This is a genomic window from Enterobacter sp. SORGH_AS_0287 (genome assembly GCF_031453695.1).
Lineage (GTDB): Bacteria > Pseudomonadota > Gammaproteobacteria > Enterobacterales > Enterobacteriaceae > Enterobacter > Enterobacter ludwigii.
Map to the genome: position 1 here is coordinate 2,653,852 of NZ_JAVIZW010000001.1, position 19,456 is coordinate 2,673,307.

The window sequence follows — 19,456 nt, forward strand, 5'->3', positions numbered from 1 at the left end:
TAACATGGCGTTTAAATTAAAGACCTTTGCAGCGGTAGGCGCGCTGATCGGCTCTCTGGCACTGGTGGGTTGCGGTCAGGACGAAAAAGATCCAAACCACATCAAAGTGGGCGTTATCGTGGGTGCAGAACAGCAGGTTGCTGAAGTCGCGCAGAAAGTCGCGAAAGAGAAGTATGGTCTGGACGTTGAGCTGGTGACCTTTAACGATTACGTTCTGCCGAACGAAGCGCTGAGCAAAGGCGATATCGACGCCAACGCCTTCCAGCATAAACCTTACCTGGATCAGCAGATCAAGGATCGCGGCTATAAACTGGTGGGTGTGGGTAACACCTTTGTTTACCCTATTGCCGGTTACTCCAAGAAAATTAAATCTCTGGACGAACTGCAGCCAGGCTCTCAGGTTGCCGTGCCTAACGACCCAACCAACCTTGGCCGTTCCCTGCTGCTGCTGCAGAAAGTGGGCCTGATTAAGCTGAAAGACGGTGTTGGCCTGCTGCCAACCGTTCTGGATGTCACCGAGAATCCGAAAAATCTGAAAATTGTTGAGCTGGAAGCCCCACAGCTGCCACGTTCTCTCGACGACGCGCAGATTGCCCTGGCCGTTATCAACACCACGTACGCCAGCCAGATTGGCCTGACGCCAGCGAAAGACGGTATCTTCGTTGAAGACAAAGACTCCCCGTACGTAAACCTGATCGTGACTCGCGAAGACAACAAAGATGCGGAAAACGTGAAGAAGTTCGTACAGGCTTATCAGTCTGACGAAGTTTACCAGGAAGCCAACAAAGTGTTTAACGGCGGCGCTGTTAAGGGCTGGTAATCTCACCTCAGTGTAATATCATCAAGACGGGCTTATGCCCGTCTTGTCATTTGTGCAGTCAACTGATTCAATATCTGACGTTTTGATTATCCATTGAGGAATTATTATGCGTGCTTTACCGATCTGTCTTTTAGCACTCATGCTGAGCGGCTGTTCTATGCTAAGCAGATCTCCTGTTGAACCTGTCCAAAGCACGGCAACCCCCGCCAAAAGCAGAACCCGTCAAACCGAAAGCGCCTCGCCCTGCGCCGGTTCGCATTATTACCAAAGCTGACGAACTCGTGGGTAAACCTTTCCGTGAACTGGGTGAAGTAAGCGGCGAATCCTGTCAGGCTACCAATCAGGACTCTCCACCGAATATCCCAACAGCGCGTAAACGCATGCAGATCAACGCGGCAAAAATGAAAGCCAACGCGGTTCTGCTGCATAGCTGCGAAGTGACCAGTGGAACACCGGGTTGCTACCGTCAGGCGGTTTGCATCGGCTCGGCGCTGAACATTACGGCGAAATGAGTTCATTTCAGTTCGAACAGATAGGCGTTATTCGCTCTCCCTATAAAGAGAAGTTCGCCGTGCCACGCCAGCCAGGTCTGGTCACCAGCGGTGGCGAGCTTCACTTGATCGCGCCCTACAATCAGGCCGATGCCGTACGCGGGCTCGAAGCATTCAGCCACTTATGGATTGTGTTTGTGTTTCACCAGACGATGGAAGGTGGCTGGCGTCCGACCGTACGCCCTCCTCGCCTGGGAGGCAACGCCAGGATGGGCGTGTTTGCGACGCGCTCAACCTTCCGTCCAAACCCTGTCGGGATGTCGCTGGTCGAACTGAAAGGTATACGCTGTCAAAAGGATCAGGTCATACTGGAATTAGGCAGCCTTGACCTGGTTGATGGCACGCCGGTTATCGATATCAAGCCGTATCTCCCCTTTGCCGAAGCGTTACCCGACGCCCGCGCAAGCTATGCTCAGGAAGCACCGCAGGCAGATATGCCTGTTCACTTCACGGCTGAGATAACCACGCAGCTTGAGCAGTTGGAAACACGCTATCCCCGCCTTCATGACTTTATCACCGAAGTGCTGGCTCAGGACCCCCGTCCAGCCTATCGTAAAGAAGAGGACGCCGGGAAAACCTACGCCGTCTGGCTGCTGGATTTTAACGTTCGCTGGCGCGTGACCGGGGCAGGTTTTGAAGTGTTTGCCCTTGAACCCAGGTAATTTTGTCCTCCTCTCTTTTGGCATCTTTGCCACACTGGTAAACTAAACCACTTTTTTTGTCTCAGGCTGGTGTTTCAGCCTGTTCCAATCGTCGAAATGGAACCGTAACAACATGCGTACTAGCCAATATCTGCTCTCCACTCTGAAGGAGACGCCTGCCGACGCCGAAGTGATCAGCCATCAGCTGATGCTGCGCGCCGGGATGATCCGCAAGCTGGCCTCCGGGTTATATACCTGGCTGCCGACCGGCGTGCGCGTCCTGAAAAAAGTCGAAAACATCGTGCGTGAAGAGATGAACAACGCCGGTGCTATCGAGGTGTCCATGCCTGTGGTTCAGCCCGCTGACCTGTGGCAGGAGAGCGGCCGCTGGGAGCAATATGGCCCTGAGCTGCTGCGTTTCGTTGATCGTGGCGAGCGTCCATTCGTCCTCGGCCCAACGCATGAAGAAGTCATTACCGACCTGATTCGTAATGAGCTGAGCTCTTACAAACAGCTGCCGCTGAACTTCTTCCAGATCCAGACCAAGTTCCGTGATGAAGTTCGCCCACGTTTCGGCGTCATGCGCTCACGCGAATTTCTGATGAAAGATGCTTACTCTTTCCATACGTCTCAGGAATCGCTGCAAGAGACCTACGACAAAATGTACGAGGCTTACAGCAAAATCTTCTCCCGTATGGGTCTGGATTTCCGTGCTGTGCAGGCTGATACCGGTTCTATCGGCGGAAGCGCGTCTCATGAGTTCCAGGTTCTGGCTCAGAGCGGTGAAGACGATGTGATCTTCTCTGACTCTTCTGATTACGCTGCGAACATCGAGTTTGCAGAAGCGCTGGCCCCTAAAGCGCCACGTGCTGCTGCAACCGAAGAGATGACGCTGGTTGATACACCTCACGCAAAAACCATTGCCGAGCTGGTTGAGCAGTTCAACCTGCCCGTCGAAAAAACGGTAAAAACCCTGCTGGTGAAATCCACCGAAGGTAGCGCGTACCCGCTGGTTGCCCTGCTGGTGCGTGGCGATCACGAACTGAACGAAGTGAAAGCTGAGAAGTTGCCTCAGGTTGCCAGCCCGCTGACGTTCGCAACGGAAGCGGAAATCCGTGCCGTCGTGAACGCAGGTCCTGGCTCTCTGGGCCCGGTGAATATGCCGGTTCCGGTGGTTATTGACCGTACGGTAGCGGCAATGAGCGACTTCGCCGCTGGCGCTAACATCGACGGTAAACATTACTTCGGTATCAACTGGGATCGCGATGTTGCGACGCCGGAAGTGGCTGATATCCGTAACGTGGTGGCAGGCGATCCAAGCCCGGACGGCCAGGGCACCCTGATGATCAAACGCGGTATCGAAGTGGGCCACATCTTCCAGCTGGGGGATAAATATTCCCGCGCGCTGAATGCCGCCGTTCAGGGGGAAGATGGCCGCAACCAGATCCTGACCATGGGTTGCTACGGTATCGGTGTGACGCGTGTGGTTGCAGCAGCCATTGAACAGAACTACGACGAACGTGGCATCGTCTGGCCAGACAATATCGCCCCGTTCCAGGTGGCTATTCTGCCAATGAACATGCACAAGTCTTACCGTGTGCAGGAGCTGGCCGAAAAACTTTACTCCGAGCTCCGCGCTCAGGGTATCGAAGTGCTGATGGATGACCGTAAAGAGCGTCCAGGCGTGATGTTTGCCGATATGGAACTGATCGGTATCCCGCACACCGTAGTCATCGGCGACCGTAACCTCGACAGCGACGACATTGAATACAAATACCGTCGCAGTGGTGAAAAGCAGATGATCAAGACTGGCGACATTCTTGATTACCTGGTGAAAGCCATCAAAGGTTAACGTTAAACAAAAAACCCCGCTCAGGCGGGGTTTTTTAATGGGTCGATATCGGCTTATTTACTGTTACAGTCTTTGCCCGCAACAAACTTCGCGTCTTTATCTGCCACCAGCGTTTTCACCAGCTCTCCGCTGTCCGGATTCGGCTCCAGCGTAAAGTGACCATCTACCGTCAGCAGGACAGGCTTGCTGTCATTGCCACGCGCAACAGCGTAATCACGCTCCAGCTGCGCATTGTTCGCCACGCTGATTTTCTTGCCGGTGGCGCAGTCGGTAAAGATCGCCGCATCCGCCATATAGAAATACATCCCACGCATTGGCATTGGCGTTGCAGGCAGGGCCGCTTTCACCGGGGCCAGCGTATAGTTGAACTGGGACTCAATCGGATTGCCTTCGCGGTCGAGCATCTCCATCCCTTCACCTTTGGCGCGGAAATAGGTTTTCTCACCGGTGGTATCCGTCAGTACCAGCTTCTCAGCCGTACGCGCCCATGTCCCGTAGGACGCAAAGGAAGATGGTTCTTTCGCCCCCTGATAACGCTGGTTCATAACCCAGGTACCGTCTTTCTGCAGGAACAGTGACGTTTCAATGCCCTCGCAGTCGGCACACGGTAAAACGCCGCGCCAGCTCTGCTGCATTGGTTTTAACTCTTCATTCTGCGCAGGCTGCACGACCTGCGTTTCAGAACGGTTGTTACACCCGAAAAGCGCAAACAGCGTACTCACTGCCAGCGCTGACAATAATGCTTTTTTCACAATGAATTCCTTATGAAATTGTGTTCCTTTTCGTCACTCCGTAGGGCGACGAACTTTACCGCGTAGTGCTTTCACTGTGGATTTTTGGGCCTTCGACGATAGCCGACGCTCTTTCGAGGCGCGGGTCGGTCGCGTTGCCCGACGGCTTTTTTGCACTGCCGTTAGTTCTTTAATCATCGACACCAGTCTGGCAATCGCCGCTTCGCGGTTCAACTCCTGGCTGCGGTACTCCTGCGCTTTAATCACAATCACGCCATCACTGGTGATCAGGTGATGGCTGGCAGCGAGCAGGCTTTCTTTGTAATACTCTGGCAGGCTGGAGGCCCGAATGTCAAAGCGCAAATGGATAGCCGTTGAAGCCTTGTTAACGTGCTGTCCGCCCGCTCCCTGAGCACGGATGGCGGTGATCTCCAGCTCATTGTCAGGGATGCTAACGTTTCGGGACAAGACAATCATGGCGCTGGCTGCCACGCCGTCAAATGAATTTCCAGATTATTCTGAGAATCAGAAAGCCAGATAGCACCGTCCTGAATTGTGGCCTGCAGGACCATCGTCCGGCTGGCAAACTCGCTCAGCTTCGCCAGCTGCTCATCGTCCAGATACCAGACGGTAAGGTTGGCAAACTGCCCGCACTTGCTCTTGCTTTGTTGCCACCAGATTTCCGCAGCACGTTGATTATACGCGAATAACGCCACGTTAGCGGACTGCGTGCAGGCCTTTTTAATGCGGCGCTCATCCGGCAGACCAAGTTCAATCCATAAATCGATACCCAGATGATCGTTGTGCAGCCAGGCCTCTGGCTCGTCCTCAGCGCTTAAGCCACGGCTAAATTGCAGACGCTCGTCAGCATACTTTATCCACGCCAGCAGGCGCAGCATCATGCGCTCTTGGGTTTCAGAGGGGTGGCGTGCCAGAGTGAGTGACGCATCCAGGAACTGGTTGCGGTCAAGATCTGCCACATTGACCACAGCTTTATAAATTGTCGCTTTCAGCGCCATGAGAGAACTCCTTTCGAATCAGGCGCACATTGTAGCGAAAAAGGAATAAAAAGGCTGTTCCCGGGTGAACATTCACCGGCTATCAAGGCGCTGATATTGCTTAAATGAGTATGGTATAGTCACCTTGCTAAACCGAGTTTATCTTCGTAGGCTTAATGATATCTCACAGTAAGTCAGTGCGCTGGCGGGAGGGGATGTGAATAATTATTGTGAGTTAATTCGCAAACGGTATGCGGAAATCGCCAGCGGAGATCTGGGGTATGTCCCGGACGCGTTGGGCTGTGTATTGAAAGTGCTTAATGAAGTGGCCTCTGATGAGGGCCTTTCAGAATCGGTCAGGGAAAAAGCAGCGTATGCTGCGGCGAATTTACTGGTGAGCGATTATGTCAATGAATGAAACTTATCAACCCATCAATTGTGATGACTATGACAACCTCGAACTCGCCTGCCAGCATCATTTAATACTGACGCTGGAGCTAAAAGATGGCGAAGTGTTGAAGGCAAAAGCCAGCGACCTGGTTTCGCGAAAGAATGTGGAATATCTGATAGTGGAAGATGCCGGGGCGACGCGTGAGCTACGTCTGGACAAAATTGCCAGTTTCAGCCACCCGCAAATCGGCACCGTTGTGGTGAGCGAATCCTGATGACACTAACGGGCAGCCCGGCTGCCCGTTACGCTTTCCACTCAAACTGCATGCCCGTTTCTGCCCACCCCTCTTGCGTAATGAATACCCCTGCTGCAGCAATCAGCGTTTCACCGTAGAAAAGTAGCGGCGTGGTATCGCGTCGCCAGGGCGGCACATTGCTCTCCTGCCAGATTTTCTTCAACTTCCGCCCTCCGTTGCGCCCGACAATATGCAGCAGTCCGCCCGCCTTAAAGCGCACGGTTACCGGCTCCCCGGGTTCAGGCAGACGCACATGGCCGGTTGGCACCAGAGACACTCGACCGGCATCACAGGGCAACAGCAGCGGTTCCGCAAGCGACGGCCAGTCGAGCACCCTGTCGGCGAGCGAGGGAGATGATTTAACCCACCAGAGCGCCCCTTTATAGCGTCTGACGTCGAAACCGTTCAGGTGCACACACGGCGTAGCATCTTCCCGTGCCAGGGCGACTTCATCCCAAAGACGAGCCAGCATTGCCCGCGACGGCATAGCGGCACCGTGAGAGGCCAGCCAGCGTCGTAACAATGCGGCCCGACGCGCCGGGCTCATCGCTTCCAGCGGTGCGATGGTAAGCGATCCCTGCTCGGTAATCAGTTCCGCCAGCACTTCGCTCAGCAGCTCATCCAGCAGACTCTCCTGTTCAGCGCACAGCATGGCGCTGCGTGCTGCCGCTTCTGCAAAGTGCGGCCAGCGCTCGCTCAGAAGCGGTACGACACGCAGACGCAGGAAGTTACGGTCATAGCGGTCATCCTGGTTGCTTTCATCTTCAATCCAGCTCAGCCCGTGTTCCCGTGCCCACGTTTCCAGCGAGGCTCGCGTCTCGCCAAGCAGTGGACGAAGGAGGTGCGATCCGGCGAAATCAGTCCGTTCTGGCATCGCGGATAGCCCCGCCGGGCCGCTTCCTCGTTTGAGGGCCAGTAATAACGTCTCGCACTGGTCATCGAGATGCTGCGCCGTGACCAGCGCTTCGTCAGGCTGTAATTCAGCGGCAAAAGCGGCATAGCGTGCTTTACGCGCCTGCGCCTCAATGCCCAGCCCCTCATCCTGGAGATGTACACGTTCAACAGTCAGCGGGATCGCCCATGCTGCACACACCGCCTCGCAGTGTGCCACCCACGCATCCGCGTGCGGGCTTAACCCGTGATGAATGTGCATCGCCCGAAGCTGAATATCAGGCTCGTTGTCACGCCAGAGTTTGAGACGGTGGAGCAAAACGGTGGAATCCAGGCCACCGCTAAACCCCACCAGCAGCTGGCGGTACGGTGAAACGGCTTGAGCAATCGCGGGTAGGGTCATAGAAAATCACACATAAAAATGCCCGAACTGAGCGGGCATTATCACACAGGGTGGAAATTACTGCTGGTAAAGCTCCAGCGGAAGGCCATCCGGATCGTTGAAAAAGGTAAAACGCTTGTCGGTGAACGGATCGATACGAATCGCTTCGCACTTCACGCCGTGGGTCTCCAGATGTTTTACGGCACGATCAATGTCGTCGACGCTAAAGGCAAGGTGGCGCAGGCCGCAGGCTTCCGGGCGGGACGGACGTGCTGGCGGAAAAGGAAAAGAGAACAGCTCAATCACATATTGCCCGTTTAAAGCGAGATCGCCTTTCCAGGAGTCACGCTCCTCACGGTAAGCCTCGCTTAACAACGTAAAGCCCAGAATATCGCAGTAGAAGGCCTTACTTTTTGCGTAATCGGTGGCAATGATCGCAATATGGTGAACCTGTTTTAAACCCAGCATAGCTTCTCCTTTTATGATGCCTGAACGTTACAACCGACAACCCGGGCCTGGCAAGCTGTCGCCCTTATTTTAGGACTCGCACCCAGTAAACCCCTTGCTCATCGCGCTTCGCCCCGTGAATATCAGTCTCAAAGCCCGGATAGTGGCGCCCCACTGAGCAGAGCATCAGCAGAAAATCGAGCACCGCTCGACTCTCTTCGGTGATCATCTCCCCCGGCATCAACAACGGTACGCCCGGCGGATAAGGCAGGATCATGTTAGCCGACACGCGCCCGACCAGATTTTCCAGCTCAACGGTTTCAACCTCCCCTTTCACCTGACGTTGCCAGGCCTTGTGTGGGGTCAACTTCATCTCCGGCAGCACGTCAAACGCCTGCAGCATCAGGCGCGGCAGATCGTGCTGACGGATCAGCCGATGGATCCCCTGAGCCAGATCCTGAATGCGCATATTGCGGTAGAAGTCAGGATCTTCAGCATAAAGATCCGGCAGCATATTTTTCACCCGCAGGTTGAGATCGTAAGCGCGCTTAAACTCCATCAGTCCGCGCAATAAACCCATCGCACGGGTTTTATCAATCCCAATACTGAACAGGAACAAGAGGTTATACGGGCCGGTTTTCTCCACCACTACGCCACGTTGATCAAGGAATTTTGCCACCAGAGCAGCAGGAATGCCTTCGTCACTCATCGTGCCCTGTTCGTCCATCCCCGGCGTCAGGATCGTTACCTTCACCGGGTCGAGGAACATATGGTCGGCGTCGGCATCGCGAAAACCGTGCCAGCTCTCGCCAGGCGAGACAGGCCAGCACTCGGCCTCATCAATCTCTTCGGGTTGCCAGATATCGAAGAACCAGCCGTCTGCTTCATCTTTAAGCCGCTGGACTTCTTTACGGAAATGCAGCGCCCGCTCCACAGACCGATTGATCAGACGTTTGCCCGGATTCCCGCGCAGCATTGCCGCCGCCGTTTCAATAGAGGCCACCAGCGGATAGCTTGGCGAGGTGGTGGTGTGCATCATAAAGGCTTCGTTAAACGTCTCTTCGTCGTACTCGCCTTTGATGTGAATAAGCGAGGCCTGAGAAAACGCGGCCAGCATTTTGTGCGTCGACTGCGTTTCGAAAAACACTTTGCCCGGCACGCGCTCACCGCTCATGCCGCTTTTTCCCGCGTAAATCGGGTGAAAGTTGGTGTATGGCACCCACGCGGAGTCAAAGTGGATCGACGGGACATCCAGCGTCTGCTTAATCCAGTTGGTGTTATAGAGCAGACCGTCATAGGTGGAGTTAGTGATGACCGCATGGATCGGCCAGCTTGCCCCCGGGATCGCCGCGACCTTATGTTCAATCGCGGCGTGGCTAAATTCACGACGCGGGATCCCGCCGAGGATCCCAAGCGCGTTTCGCGTCGGGGAGAGCCATAAAGGCACGACATCGCTCATCATCAGCAGATGAGCCAGCGACTTGTGGCAGTTACGGTCAATCAGCAAGGTGCTGCCGGCGGGTGCGGCGTACATTCCGACGATTTTGTTTGATGTCGAGGTGCCGTTGGTCACCATATAACTCTGCTCGGCACCAAAAGTCCGGGCAATGTATTCTTCAGCTTCCAGGTGCGGTCCGGTGTGATCGAGCAGCGATCCGAGTTCAGTGACGGAAATCGACACGTCCGCTTTGAGCGTGTTGCCCCCGAAGAAATCATAGAACAAACAACCCACCGGGCTTTTTTGATAGGCCGTCCCTGCCATATGGCCAGGCGTGCAGAAGGTGTATTTGCCTTCTTTGACGTAAGTAAACAGCGCGCGGGTAAACGGTGGCGTGATGTTATCGAGATATTCACCGGTGTACTGCTGAATACGGGTCGCAATATCTTCCGCGACACCGAGTGAGTATTCAAAGAACCACAGCGCCATTCGCATATCATGAGCGCTCACGTCCATCGTCGAGTGGGTATTAATAAAAGCGTACAGCGGGAGATATTCGTTCAGCTTATTGATATCGCTGCACAACTCCATGTCGTACTCGTCCCAGTCGAAGATCACGCCACAGATGCGAGGGTTGTGCTCGATAAATTTCAGCAGGTCGGCGCTATTGTGCGGCCAAATCAGCTGGTACCCGCGGGACTGAAGGGCGTGCTCCAGTTCCTTAATGGGCTCGTCTTTATAAAAGACGCCGTGCGGCCCCATAATGGCGATGATGTTCACGGTTTACCTCCTTGAAAAACATTAGCTAAGCATAGTTAAGGTAAATGGCAGGCATAAAAAAAGCCGCAACAATGTGCGGCTTTTAGGATAATTGTGAAGCTTACGCGTAACCGTAGGTCATCAGACGCTGGTAACGTCGGTTGAGCAGATCTTCTGTGCTCAGGACATCCAGGTCCGCCAGGTCTGCCAGCAGCTGCGCTTTCAGGGAAGCCGCCATCACTTCCGGCTTACGATGCGCGCCACCCAGAGGTTCAGGGATCACGGAGTCGATCAGCTTCAGCTCTTTCAGACGTGGGGCAATGATGCCCATCGCTTCTGCAGCCAGAGGCGCTTTATCGGCGCTCTTCCACAGAATAGAGGCACAGCCTTCCGGGGAGATAACGGAATAGGTGCTGTACTGCAGCATATTCACTTTATCGCCCACGCCAATCGCCAGCGCACCACCGGAACCCCCTTCACCGATAACGGTACAGATGACCGGCACCTTCAGGCGAGACATCTCGCGAAGGTTACGTGCGATGGCTTCTGACTGGCCACGCTCTTCCGCGCCCACGCCAGGATACGCACCCGGGGTGTCGATGAAGGTGATGATTGGCATCTTGAAACGCTCAGCCATCTCCATCAGACGCAGGGCTTTACGGTAGCCTTCTGGTGCCGGCATACCAAAGTTACGACGAATTTTCTCTTTGGTTTCACGGCCTTTCTGATGACCAATGATCATCACCGGGCGCCCGTCCAGACGTGCGATGCCGCCGACGATAGCTTTGTCGTCAGCGTAAGCGCGATCGCCTGCCAGTTCGTCAAATTCGTCAAACGCCAGGCGGACATAATCCAGGGTGTACGGACGCTGTGGATGACGCGCCAGCTGGGCGATCTGCCATGCGCCGAGATCGGCAAAGATTTTGCGCGTCAGTTCTACGCTTTTCTCACGCAGACGATGCACTTCTTCATCGATGTTAATATCCAGTTTTTCATCCTGACGGCTTACCGCTGTCAGAGAATCGATTTTCGCTTCCAGCTCAGCAATCGGCTGTTCGAAATCAAGGAAATTCAGACTCATAGTATTCCTGTATTAGTCAAACTCCAGTTCCACCTGCTCCGAACCAATGAGGCCACGGAGATCGTTAAGTAAACGATCGCTCGGAGAGACACGCCACGTTGCACCAAAGCGCAACCGCGCACGTGCATCCGCCCTCTGATAGTAGAGATGTACTGGAATTGTCCCCGAGCGGTGGGGTTCCAGAGACTGACGGAGTCGGTTTAAAAGCTGGTCATCAATTTGCCTGTCCGTCAGCGAGATAGCAAGCCCGCGAGCATATTTTTCCCGGGCTTCGTCAATGTCCATCACTTCGCGGGCGGTCATTTTAAGCCCCCCACTGAAGTCATCAAAGCTGACCTGTCCGCTGACGATAAGTATGCGGTCTTTTTCCAGCAAATGCTGGTATTTATCCAGCGCGTCGGTGAACAACATCACCTCCAGACGCCCGGAACGGTCATCCAACGTACAGATGCCGATACGATTGCCGCGCTTGGTGACCATAACCCTTGCAGCAATCACGAGCCCCGCAGCCGTGGTGATTTTACCACGTTCTGTCGGATGCATGTCTTTCAGCCTGTAGCCTCCGACATAGCGCTCAATTTCTTTGATGTACTGGGTGATGGGGTGCCCCGTCAGGTATAAGCCTAACGTTTCACGCTCTCCATCCAGCACCACCTGTTCTGGCCACGGCTGGCAGCTGGCATAAGACTGCTCTATCTGCTCTGGCTCTTCCGCCAGTACGCCAAACATATCCGCCTGACCGATCGCTTCCGCTTTGGCGTGCTGATCCGCCGCTTTCAGCGCATCGCCGAGAGAGTTCATCAGCGCGGCACGATGCGGCCCCAGCCTGTCGAACGCGCCGGACATGATCAGTTTTTCGAGCACGCGGCGGTTCAGTTTTTTGGTGTCCGTACGGGCGCAAAGATCGAACAACTCGCGGAAATAACCGCCGTTGTTACGCGCTTCGAGGATTGCCTCAATCGGGCCTTCACCCACGCCTTTTATCGCGCCAATCCCGTAAACAATTTCCCCGTGCTCGTTGACGTGGAAATGATAGAGACCGGAGTTGATATCCGGCGGCAGGATCTTAAGCCCCATGCGCCAGCACTCATCGACCAGGCCAACCACCTTCTCGGTGTTGTCCATATCGGCAGTCATAACCGCTGCCATAAATTCAGCAGGATAGTGCGCTTTCAGCCACAGCGTCTGGTAAGAGACCAAAGCATAGGCAGCAGAGTGGGATTTGTTAAATCCGTACCCGGCGAATTTCTCTACCAGGTCAAAGATTTTGATCGCCAGCTCGCCATCAATACCGTTTTTTCTTGCGCCTTCTTCGAAGGTGCCGCGCTGCTTGGCCATCTCTTCCGGCTTTTTCTTACCCATCGCACGACGCAGCATGTCCGCGCCGCCAAGGGTGTAGCCAGAGAGCACCTGGGCAATCTGCATAACCTGTTCCTGGTACAGGATAATGCCGTAGGTTGGCTCCAGAACGGGCTTCAGGCACTCGTGCTGCCACTGCACATCCGGATAGGAAATCTCTTCACGCCCGTGCTTACGGTCGATAAAGTTATCTACCATCCCTGACTGTAGCGGGCCCGGACGGAACAGGGCCACCAGTGCGATCATATCTTCGAAGCAGTCAGGCTGCAGGCGCTTAATCAAATCTTTCATGCCGCGGGATTCAAGCTGGAAGACGGCGGTGGTCTCCGAGCGCTGCAGCATGTCGAAACTTTTCTTATCATCAAGCGGGATGGCCGCGATATCCAGCGGCGGCTCGCCGTTCTTCTCGCGACGGGCGTTGATCATCTCCAGCGCCCAGTTGATGATGGTGAGCGTACGCAGACCGAGGAAGTCAAACTTCACCAGCCCGGCGTATTCGACGTCGTTCTTGTCAAACTGGGTGACCGGATGCTGGCCCGCTTCATCGCAGTATAGCGGCGCAAAATCGGTGATTTTGGTCGGCGCGATAACCACCCCACCCGCATGCTTACCGGCGTTACGCGTGACGCCTTCCAGCTTACGGGCCATGTCGATCAGCGCTTTAACTTCTTCATCGGCTTCGTAGATTTCTGGCAGCTGTGGTTCAGCTTCAAACGCTTTTGCCAGCGTCATACCTGGGTCAGGCGGCACCAGTTTAGAGATACGATCGACAAAACCGTACGGATGCCCCAGTACACGGCCAACGTCGCGAATAACCGCTTTCGCTGCCATCGTACCGAAGGTAATAATCTGCGATACCGCGTCGCGGCCGTACATGTCCGCCACGTGTTCAATAACCTGGTCGCGTTTCTCCATGCAGAAGTCGACGTCGAAGTCGGGCATCGAGACACGTTCCGGGTTAAGGAAACGTTCGAACAGCAGGTCAAATTCCAGCGGGTCGAGGTCGGTAATTTTGAGTGCATAGGCTACCAGCGAGCCCGCACCGGAGCCACGCCCCGGTCCAACCGGTACGCCGTTATCCTTCGACCACTGGATAAACTCCATAACGATCAGGAAGTAGCCCGGGAAACCCATCTGGTTGATCACCTGGAGTTCAATATCCAGGCGCTCGTCATACTCCGGACGACGCTTTTTACGCTCTTCTTCATCCGGGAAGAGGAATTCCAGACGCTCTTCGAGGCCTTCTTTTGACTTCATGACCAGGAAGTCTTCCGTGGTCATGTCCCCGGTCGGGAACTGCGGCAGGAAGTATTCGCCAAGGCGCACGGTGACGTTACAGCGTTTGGCTATCTCAACGCTGTTCTCCAGCGCTTCCGGGATATCGGAGAAGAGTTCACACATCTCCTCTTCATTGCGCATGTACTGCTGCGTCGAGTAGTTACGTGGACGCTTCGGATCGTCAAGCGTGAAGCCATCATGGATCGCGACGCGAATCTCATGCGCGTCAAAATCGCCAGGCTCAAGGAAACGCACGTCATTGGTTGCCACCACGGGCAGGCCGCGTTCTTCTGCCAGCGCAACCGCGGCGTGCAGGTAACTCTCTTCGTCCTGCCGACCGGTGCGGATCAGCTCAAGGTAGTAACGATCCGGGAAATGTTCTTCATAGAACGACACGCACTGATCCACCAGCGCACTGTTGCCACGCAGCAGACATTTGCCGACATCACCCATACGGCCGCCGGAGATCAGCAGCAGCCCGTCGTTCAGCTCAGCCAGCCAGTCCCGGTCGATCCACGGCCCCAGTGCGCCATAGCCGCGCTGATAGGCTTTGGAGATAAGCAGAGTAAGGTTTTGATACCCTACGTTATTCATCGCTAACACGGAGATTTGCGTCAATTCATCGCCGATAAGATCGCTTTGGACGTGAAAATCCGCGCCAACGATGGGTTTCATCCCCGCGCCATGTGCCGCTCCGTAGAACTTCACCAGGCCACACAGGTTGGTAAAATCGGTGATCGCCAGCGCAGGCATGCCAAGCGAGGCCGCCTTTTTTACCAGCGGCCCGGTCTTCGCCAGCCCATCGATCATGGAGTAGTCGCTATGCACCCGCAGGTGTACGAAACGTGGTTCAGCCATCTTCAGATTCCGCGTTACTTAATTGCTTGCGTATTGATTCAGGACACCAGTCCCAGCGCGCGTTTCACCGGGCCAAAGCTGCGTCGGTGATGTTCAGTTGCGCCATGTTCAGCCAGCCTTTCCAGATGAAAGGCCGTTGGATAACCCTTATGCTGGGCGAAGCCATACTGAGGGTAAGTGAGGTCCAGCGCGGCCATTTCGGCATCACGCGTCACTTTGGCAATGATAGAAGCCGCACTGATTTCTGCGACCCGGCTATCGCCTTTCACCACCGCCATTGACGGCATCGGCAACGCAGGGCAGCGGTTTCCGTCAATCAGGACATACTCCGGGGTAATTTTCAGACCCGCCACTGCACGCTGCATCGCCAGCATAGTGGCATGCAAAATATTGAGTTCGTCGATCTCATGCGGCTCTGCACGCCCCAGGCTCCAGGCCAGCGCCTTTTCCTGAATCTCACTAAACAGCGCCAGACGGCGCTTTTCAGACAATTTTTTAGAGTCGTTTAACCCGATAATCGGGCGAGCAGGATCGAGGATCACCGCAGCGGTCACCACTGCACCCACTAACGGGCCACGACCGACTTCGTCCACACCCGCCACGAGGTGGGTGTGAGGATAAATAAATTCCATCATTTTGCTAACTCCAGCACCGCTTCAGCCGCTTGTTCATCGGCATTACAGCGGATCTGCTGATGCAGTTCGCGGAACGTATCATGCATCTGGTGGCTGGTTTTGCCATCGGCCAGTAGCGGTAACAACGCATCGGCCAGCGCCTGCGGCTCGCACTCATCCTGCAGAAGCTCTTTTACCAGCTCGCGCCCGGCAAGCAGGTTTGGCAGAGAGACATAGTCCGTTTTCACCAGACGTTTCGCCAGCCAGAAGGTGAACGGCTTCATGCGATAGCCAACCACCATCGGGCACTTCGCCAGCATACACTCCAGCGCAGCGGTGCCCGAGGCCAGCAGTGCGGCGTCGCTTGCGACCATCGCTTCACGGCCCTTCCCGTCCAGCAGATGAACATGGAGATCCGGAGCAACCTCCGCCTTGATGCGCTCAAACTGCTCGCGACGTTTTGCATTCACCAGCGGCACAACCACTTCGAGGTCAGGATAGGTCTTGCGAAGGATTTGCGCCGTTTTCAGGAAGTCCGCGCTGAGCATCTCGACTTCTGCACCACGGCTACCGGGCAGCAGTGCCAGACAGTGCGCATCATGAGGAATACCCAGCACATCGCGCGCCGCGTTTTTATCCGGATCCAGCGGCATTGCATCCGCCATGGTATGACCGATAAAACGGCACGGGACATTAAATTTGTCGTAAAACGCTTTTTCGAAAGGCAGAAAAGCCAGTACCAGGTTGGTTGACCGTCCGATTTTGAAAACGCGTTTCTGTCGCCACGCCCAGACGGACGGACTGACATAATGAATGGTTTTGATGCCCTTCTGCTTCAGATTCCCTTCGAGGGTAATGTTGAAATCCGGTGCATCGATACCGACAAACACATCGGGTTTGAGTTCGGTAAAGCGACGGGTGAGATCGGCACGAATGTGCAGCAGACGACGCAGGCGACCCAGCACCTCAACGATGCCCATCACAGCCAGCTCTTCCATTTCATACCAGGCTTCACAGCCTTCGGCCTGCATCAGCGGGCCAGCAACGCCTACAAAGCGTGCATTGGGTACCCGGGCCTTGAGCGCACGGATAAGACCTGCACCAAGAATATCGCCGGAGGTTTCTCCGGCGACCAGGGCTATCGTAAGCGGACGACTGTCGACCATTAACGAATCAGACCCCTTGTGGAACGGTCAAAGAACGTCATGAACTCGTTCACTTCAGGGTGCTTTTCCGCCAGCTCGGCAATTTCCGGCTTCGCCTCTTCCAGCGTTTTACCGCTACGGTACAACAGTTTGTACGCGTTGCGGATTGCAGTAATCGCTTCGCGGCTAAAGCCACGACGCTTGAGGCCTTCGATGTTCACGCCAAACGGCGTGGCATGGTTACCCTGCGCAATGACGAACGGTGGGACATCCTGCGCCACACCGGAGCATCCGCCGACCATCACGTGTGCACCAATGATGCAGAACTGATGGACTGCGGTCATGCCGCCAATAATTGCGAAATCATCTACCGATACGTGTCCTGCCAGCGTTGCGTTGTTGGCAAGAATACAGCGGTTACCTACCGTACAGTCGTGCGCGATATGCGCATTAACCATAAACAGGTTGTCGCTGCCCACCTTCGTCAATCCACCACCCTGTACTGTTCCACGATGAATGGTGACGCTTTCGCGAATGCGGTTACGATCGCCGATTTCCAGACGGGTCGACTCACCAGCATATTTAAGATCCTGGTTTACTTCGCCGATGGAAGCGAACTGATAGATCTCGTTATTGCAGCCAATAGTCGTATGACCATTCACGACAACGTGAGATTTCAGTACTGTACCCTCACCAATTTCGACATGGGGTCCAACAATACAAAATGGGCCAATATGGACGTTAGCACCAATAATGGCACCGACTTCCACAATGGCGGTAGGATGAATAAAGGCGGATTTATCAATCACGTATCAAGACTCCCGGCTACGAGCACACATCATAGTCGCTTCGCAAACAACTTTGCCGTCAACCAGAGCTACGCCTTTGAAGCGAGTCAGGCCGCGACGCGTTTTTTCAAAAGTGACTTCCATGATCATCTGATCACCAGGCACGACAGGACGCTTGAAGCGCGCTTCATCGATACCCGCGAAGTAGTACAGCTCACCCGGCTCCAGTTTGCCCACGCTTTTAAACGCAAGAATACCGGTAGCCTGTGCCATCGCTTCCAGAATCAACACACCCGGGAAGATAGGTTTACCCGGGAAGTGTCCCTGGAAGAACGGCTCGTTCACGGAAACATTTTTCACTGCGCGCAGAAAACGACCTTCTTCAAAATCCAGCACACGGTCTACCAGCAAAAACGGGTAGCGGTGCGGCAGAAGTTCTAAAATCTCTTCAATATGCAGAGTATGAGTGTCAGTAGTCAAAATACTCTTCCTGTCAAAATGTACTGATAAAAATAATAACACGGCCTGCCGGTTTATAAGAAAGCCGACAGGCCGGGGAATATAGCATTAAACGGATGAACGCTTAGTCTTGTTGATCGATTTTGCGCTCAAGAGACTTGAGTCGCTTGCTCATATCATCAATATTCATCACCAGAGCAGCTGTTTTACGCCATACCTTGTTGGGTTGCAGCGGGATGCCAGAGGAATAGACGCCAGGTTCGGTGATAGGACGCATTACCATGCCCATTCCTGTCACGGTCACCTTGTCGCATATTTCCATATGGCCATTAATCACGCTCGCACCGCCGATCATGCAGTAACGGCCAATTTTCAGGCTGCCCGCCATGATAACGCCACCCGCAACCGCGGTATTGTCGCCAATCACAACGTTATGCGCAATCTGGCACTGGTTATCGATGATAACACCATTGCCAATAATCGTATCGTCAAGTGCACCACGGTCAATGGTGGTACAAGCACCGATCTCAACACGATCGCCGATAATCACGCGACCAAGCTGTGGGATCTTAACCCAATTACCACGATCGTTAGCGTAGCCAAAGCCATCAGAACCAATCACTGTGCTGGACTGAATGAGGCAATTTTCGCCAATTTCTACTTCATGGTAAACAGACACGTTGGCCCATAAACGGGTCCCGGCGCCGATTTTCGTATTTTTCCCAACGAAGCAACCTGGGCCAATGACAACATTATCGCCCAGCACCACGCCAGATTCGATAACGGCATTTGCGCCAACTGCCACGTTGTGACCAAGCTGAGCCGTCGGATCAATCGCTGCACTGGCAGCAATGTCCTGCGCCGGCTGCGGCGTGGAATCAAGAATTTGTGCCATGCGTGCATACGTCAGGTAGGGATTTTTCACTACCAACGCGCTTCCAGTGGCAAACGGAAGATCGTCCTGCGTCAGAACAACAGCTGACGCCTGGCATTGAGCCAGTTGCTCACGGTACTTAGGGCTTACCATGAAGGTAATAGTGCCGGCTTTAGCAGATTGCATGGACGCAACAGCGGTGATGACGAGATCGCCATCACCGTGTAATTCTGCATCCAACTGCTGAGCTAAATCAGCCAGTCGAATTGAAGGCATTACTTATTTAACCTGTTTCAGAACATCAGCGGTGATGTCTTTAACATCGCTGCTGTTGAAAGCAACGGCATTCGCATCAACAACCAGATCGATGCTCTGATCGGCAGCAACTGCTTTAACAGCAGTCTGAATGCGAGTCACCAGCTTGCCACGCTCTTCGTTAGAACGACGCTGACGATCCTGCTCGAAAGCCTGCGCTTTCTGGGAGAACGTCTGACGCTGAGCCATTACGTCTTTTTCCAGTTTGCTACGGTCGCTCGCTTTCATGGTAGAACCATCACGCTGCAGACGCTGCATTTTGGACTGAAGATCGTTTTCCATACCCTGCAGTTCGCTTGCACGGCCTTTGAATTCGTTTTCCAGCGTCGCAGAAACACCTGTTTTCTGTGCAACTTGCTGGAACAAATTACCCATGTTGACGATTGCAATTTTGTCTGCTGCCTGAGCAGAGGTTGCCATCGCTAAACCGAGACCTGCAGCTAATAACCACTTTTTCACAATTAACTCCTTACCATCCCATTGGCACCA

General features: G+C 54.4%; 19 protein-coding genes and 1 pseudogene. 6 read left to right on the plus strand and 14 right to left on the minus strand.

Annotation, left to right across the window (positions count from 1 at the left end):
• The first annotated feature begins 4 nt into the window (after window positions 1-4).
• From metQ to proS, 4 genes and pseudogenes are all read left to right on the plus strand, one after another.
• Window positions 5-820: a methionine ABC transporter substrate-binding lipoprotein MetQ gene (gene metQ, locus QE396_RS12650; protein WP_014168729.1), complete on the plus strand. Its 816-nt coding sequence runs from the start codon at window positions 5-7 to the stop codon at window positions 818-820.
• Between the two features lie 106 nt (window positions 821-926).
• Window positions 927-1,332 (plus strand): annotated as a pseudogene (gene rcsF / locus QE396_RS12655) (Rcs stress response system protein RcsF).
• A complete protein-coding gene (gene tsaA, locus QE396_RS12660) occupies window positions 1,329-2,033 on the plus strand; it encodes a tRNA (N6-threonylcarbamoyladenosine(37)-N6)-methyltransferase TrmO (protein ID WP_020882625.1) in 705 nt (234 codons plus the stop codon). Before rcsF ends, tsaA begins: the two are co-directional and overlap by 4 nt.
• Window positions 2,034-2,145: 112 nt before the next feature.
• Window positions 2,146-3,864: a proline--tRNA ligase gene (proS, locus tag QE396_RS12665; protein ID WP_014168725.1), complete on the plus strand. Its 1,719-nt coding sequence runs from the start codon at window positions 2,146-2,148 to the stop codon at window positions 3,862-3,864.
• Window positions 3,865-3,917: 53 nt separating this feature from the next.
• Here the strand turns inward: proS and nlpE are convergent, their stop codons facing one another.
• Genes nlpE through QE396_RS12680 form a run of 3 tightly spaced genes read right to left on the minus strand, consistent with a single transcriptional unit; the run spans window position 3,918 to window position 5,614 of the window.
• Complete coding sequence (gene nlpE, locus QE396_RS12670; protein WP_014168724.1) at window positions 3,918-4,616, minus strand: envelope stress response activation lipoprotein NlpE; 699 nt, start codon at window positions 4,614-4,616, stop codon at window positions 3,918-3,920.
• A gap of 33 nt (window positions 4,617-4,649) precedes the next feature.
• Window positions 4,650-5,072 (minus strand): alternative ribosome rescue aminoacyl-tRNA hydrolase ArfB, encoded by a 423-nt coding sequence (arfB, locus tag QE396_RS12675; RefSeq protein WP_020882624.1) that lies wholly within the window; start codon window positions 5,070-5,072, stop codon window positions 4,650-4,652.
• Window positions 5,069-5,614, minus strand: coding sequence for a YaeQ family protein (locus tag QE396_RS12680; protein ID WP_014168722.1), 546 nt, complete (start codon window positions 5,612-5,614; stop codon window positions 5,069-5,071). Before QE396_RS12680 ends, arfB begins: the two co-directional genes overlap by 4 nt.
• Before the next feature lie 196 nt (window positions 5,615-5,810).
• Here QE396_RS12680 and QE396_RS12685 point away from each other — a divergent pair, with 196 nt between their 5' ends.
• Both QE396_RS12685 and rof read left to right on the plus strand, forming a co-directional pair.
• On the plus strand, window positions 5,811-6,011 hold the full coding sequence (locus tag QE396_RS12685; RefSeq protein WP_014168721.1) for a YaeP family protein: 201 nt from the start codon (window positions 5,811-5,813) through the stop codon (window positions 6,009-6,011).
• Entirely contained in the window at window positions 5,998-6,258 is a 261-nt protein-coding gene (gene rof, locus QE396_RS12690) for a Rho-binding antiterminator (RefSeq protein ID WP_014168720.1), read from the plus strand. The genes QE396_RS12685 and rof overlap by 14 nt, the downstream gene beginning before the upstream one ends.
• 28 nt (window positions 6,259-6,286) lie before the next feature.
• On the opposite strand, the gene tilS is transcribed toward rof, so the two are convergent.
• From tilS to skp, 11 genes are all read right to left on the minus strand, one after another.
• Window positions 6,287-7,573: a tRNA lysidine(34) synthetase TilS gene (gene tilS, locus QE396_RS12695; protein ID WP_020882623.1), complete on the minus strand. Its 1,287-nt coding sequence runs from the start codon at window positions 7,571-7,573 to the stop codon at window positions 6,287-6,289.
• A 57-nt stretch (window positions 7,574-7,630) separates the two neighbouring features.
• The gene (locus QE396_RS12700) at window positions 7,631-8,020 is read right to left on the minus strand and encodes a VOC family protein (RefSeq protein WP_014168718.1); all 390 of its coding nucleotides are present in this window, start codon (window positions 8,018-8,020) and stop codon (window positions 7,631-7,633) included.
• Between the two features lie 64 nt (window positions 8,021-8,084).
• On the minus strand, window positions 8,085-10,217 hold the full coding sequence (locus tag QE396_RS12705) for a lysine decarboxylase LdcC (protein WP_020882622.1): 2,133 nt from the start codon (window positions 10,215-10,217) through the stop codon (window positions 8,085-8,087).
• Between the two features lie 100 nt (window positions 10,218-10,317).
• Entirely contained in the window at window positions 10,318-11,277 is a 960-nt protein-coding gene (accA, locus tag QE396_RS12710) for an acetyl-CoA carboxylase carboxyl transferase subunit alpha (protein ID WP_014168716.1), read from the minus strand.
• A gap of 12 nt (window positions 11,278-11,289) precedes the next feature.
• Complete coding sequence (gene dnaE, locus QE396_RS12715) at window positions 11,290-14,772, minus strand: DNA polymerase III subunit alpha (RefSeq protein ID WP_014168715.1); 3,483 nt, start codon at window positions 14,770-14,772, stop codon at window positions 11,290-11,292.
• Window positions 14,773-14,810: 38 nt separating this feature from the next.
• Complete coding sequence (rnhB, locus tag QE396_RS12720) at window positions 14,811-15,407, minus strand: ribonuclease HII (protein WP_014168714.1); 597 nt, start codon at window positions 15,405-15,407, stop codon at window positions 14,811-14,813.
• Window positions 15,404-16,552 carry a lipid-A-disaccharide synthase gene (gene lpxB, locus QE396_RS12725; RefSeq protein WP_020882621.1) on the minus strand — a complete coding sequence of 383 codons (1,149 nt, stop codon included), beginning with the start codon at window positions 16,550-16,552 and terminating at the stop codon, window positions 15,404-15,406. The genes rnhB and lpxB overlap by 4 nt, the downstream gene beginning before the upstream one ends.
• A complete protein-coding gene (gene lpxA / locus QE396_RS12730) occupies window positions 16,552-17,340 on the minus strand; it encodes an acyl-ACP--UDP-N-acetylglucosamine O-acyltransferase (protein ID WP_020882620.1) in 789 nt (262 codons plus the stop codon). The genes lpxB and lpxA overlap by 1 nt, the downstream gene beginning before the upstream one ends.
• Window positions 17,341-17,343: 3 nt before the next feature.
• Window positions 17,344-17,799 (minus strand): 3-hydroxyacyl-ACP dehydratase FabZ, encoded by a 456-nt coding sequence (gene fabZ, locus QE396_RS12735; RefSeq protein ID WP_010426706.1) that lies wholly within the window; start codon window positions 17,797-17,799, stop codon window positions 17,344-17,346.
• Window positions 17,800-17,902: 103 nt separating this feature from the next.
• On the minus strand, window positions 17,903-18,928 hold the full coding sequence (lpxD, locus tag QE396_RS12740; RefSeq protein ID WP_014168709.1) for a UDP-3-O-(3-hydroxymyristoyl)glucosamine N-acyltransferase: 1,026 nt from the start codon (window positions 18,926-18,928) through the stop codon (window positions 17,903-17,905).
• Window positions 18,929-18,931: 3 nt separating this feature from the next.
• Window positions 18,932-19,426 carry a molecular chaperone Skp gene (skp, locus tag QE396_RS12745; protein WP_020882619.1) on the minus strand — a complete coding sequence of 165 codons (495 nt, stop codon included), beginning with the start codon at window positions 19,424-19,426 and terminating at the stop codon, window positions 18,932-18,934.
• Window positions 19,427-19,456 lie beyond the last annotated feature (30 nt).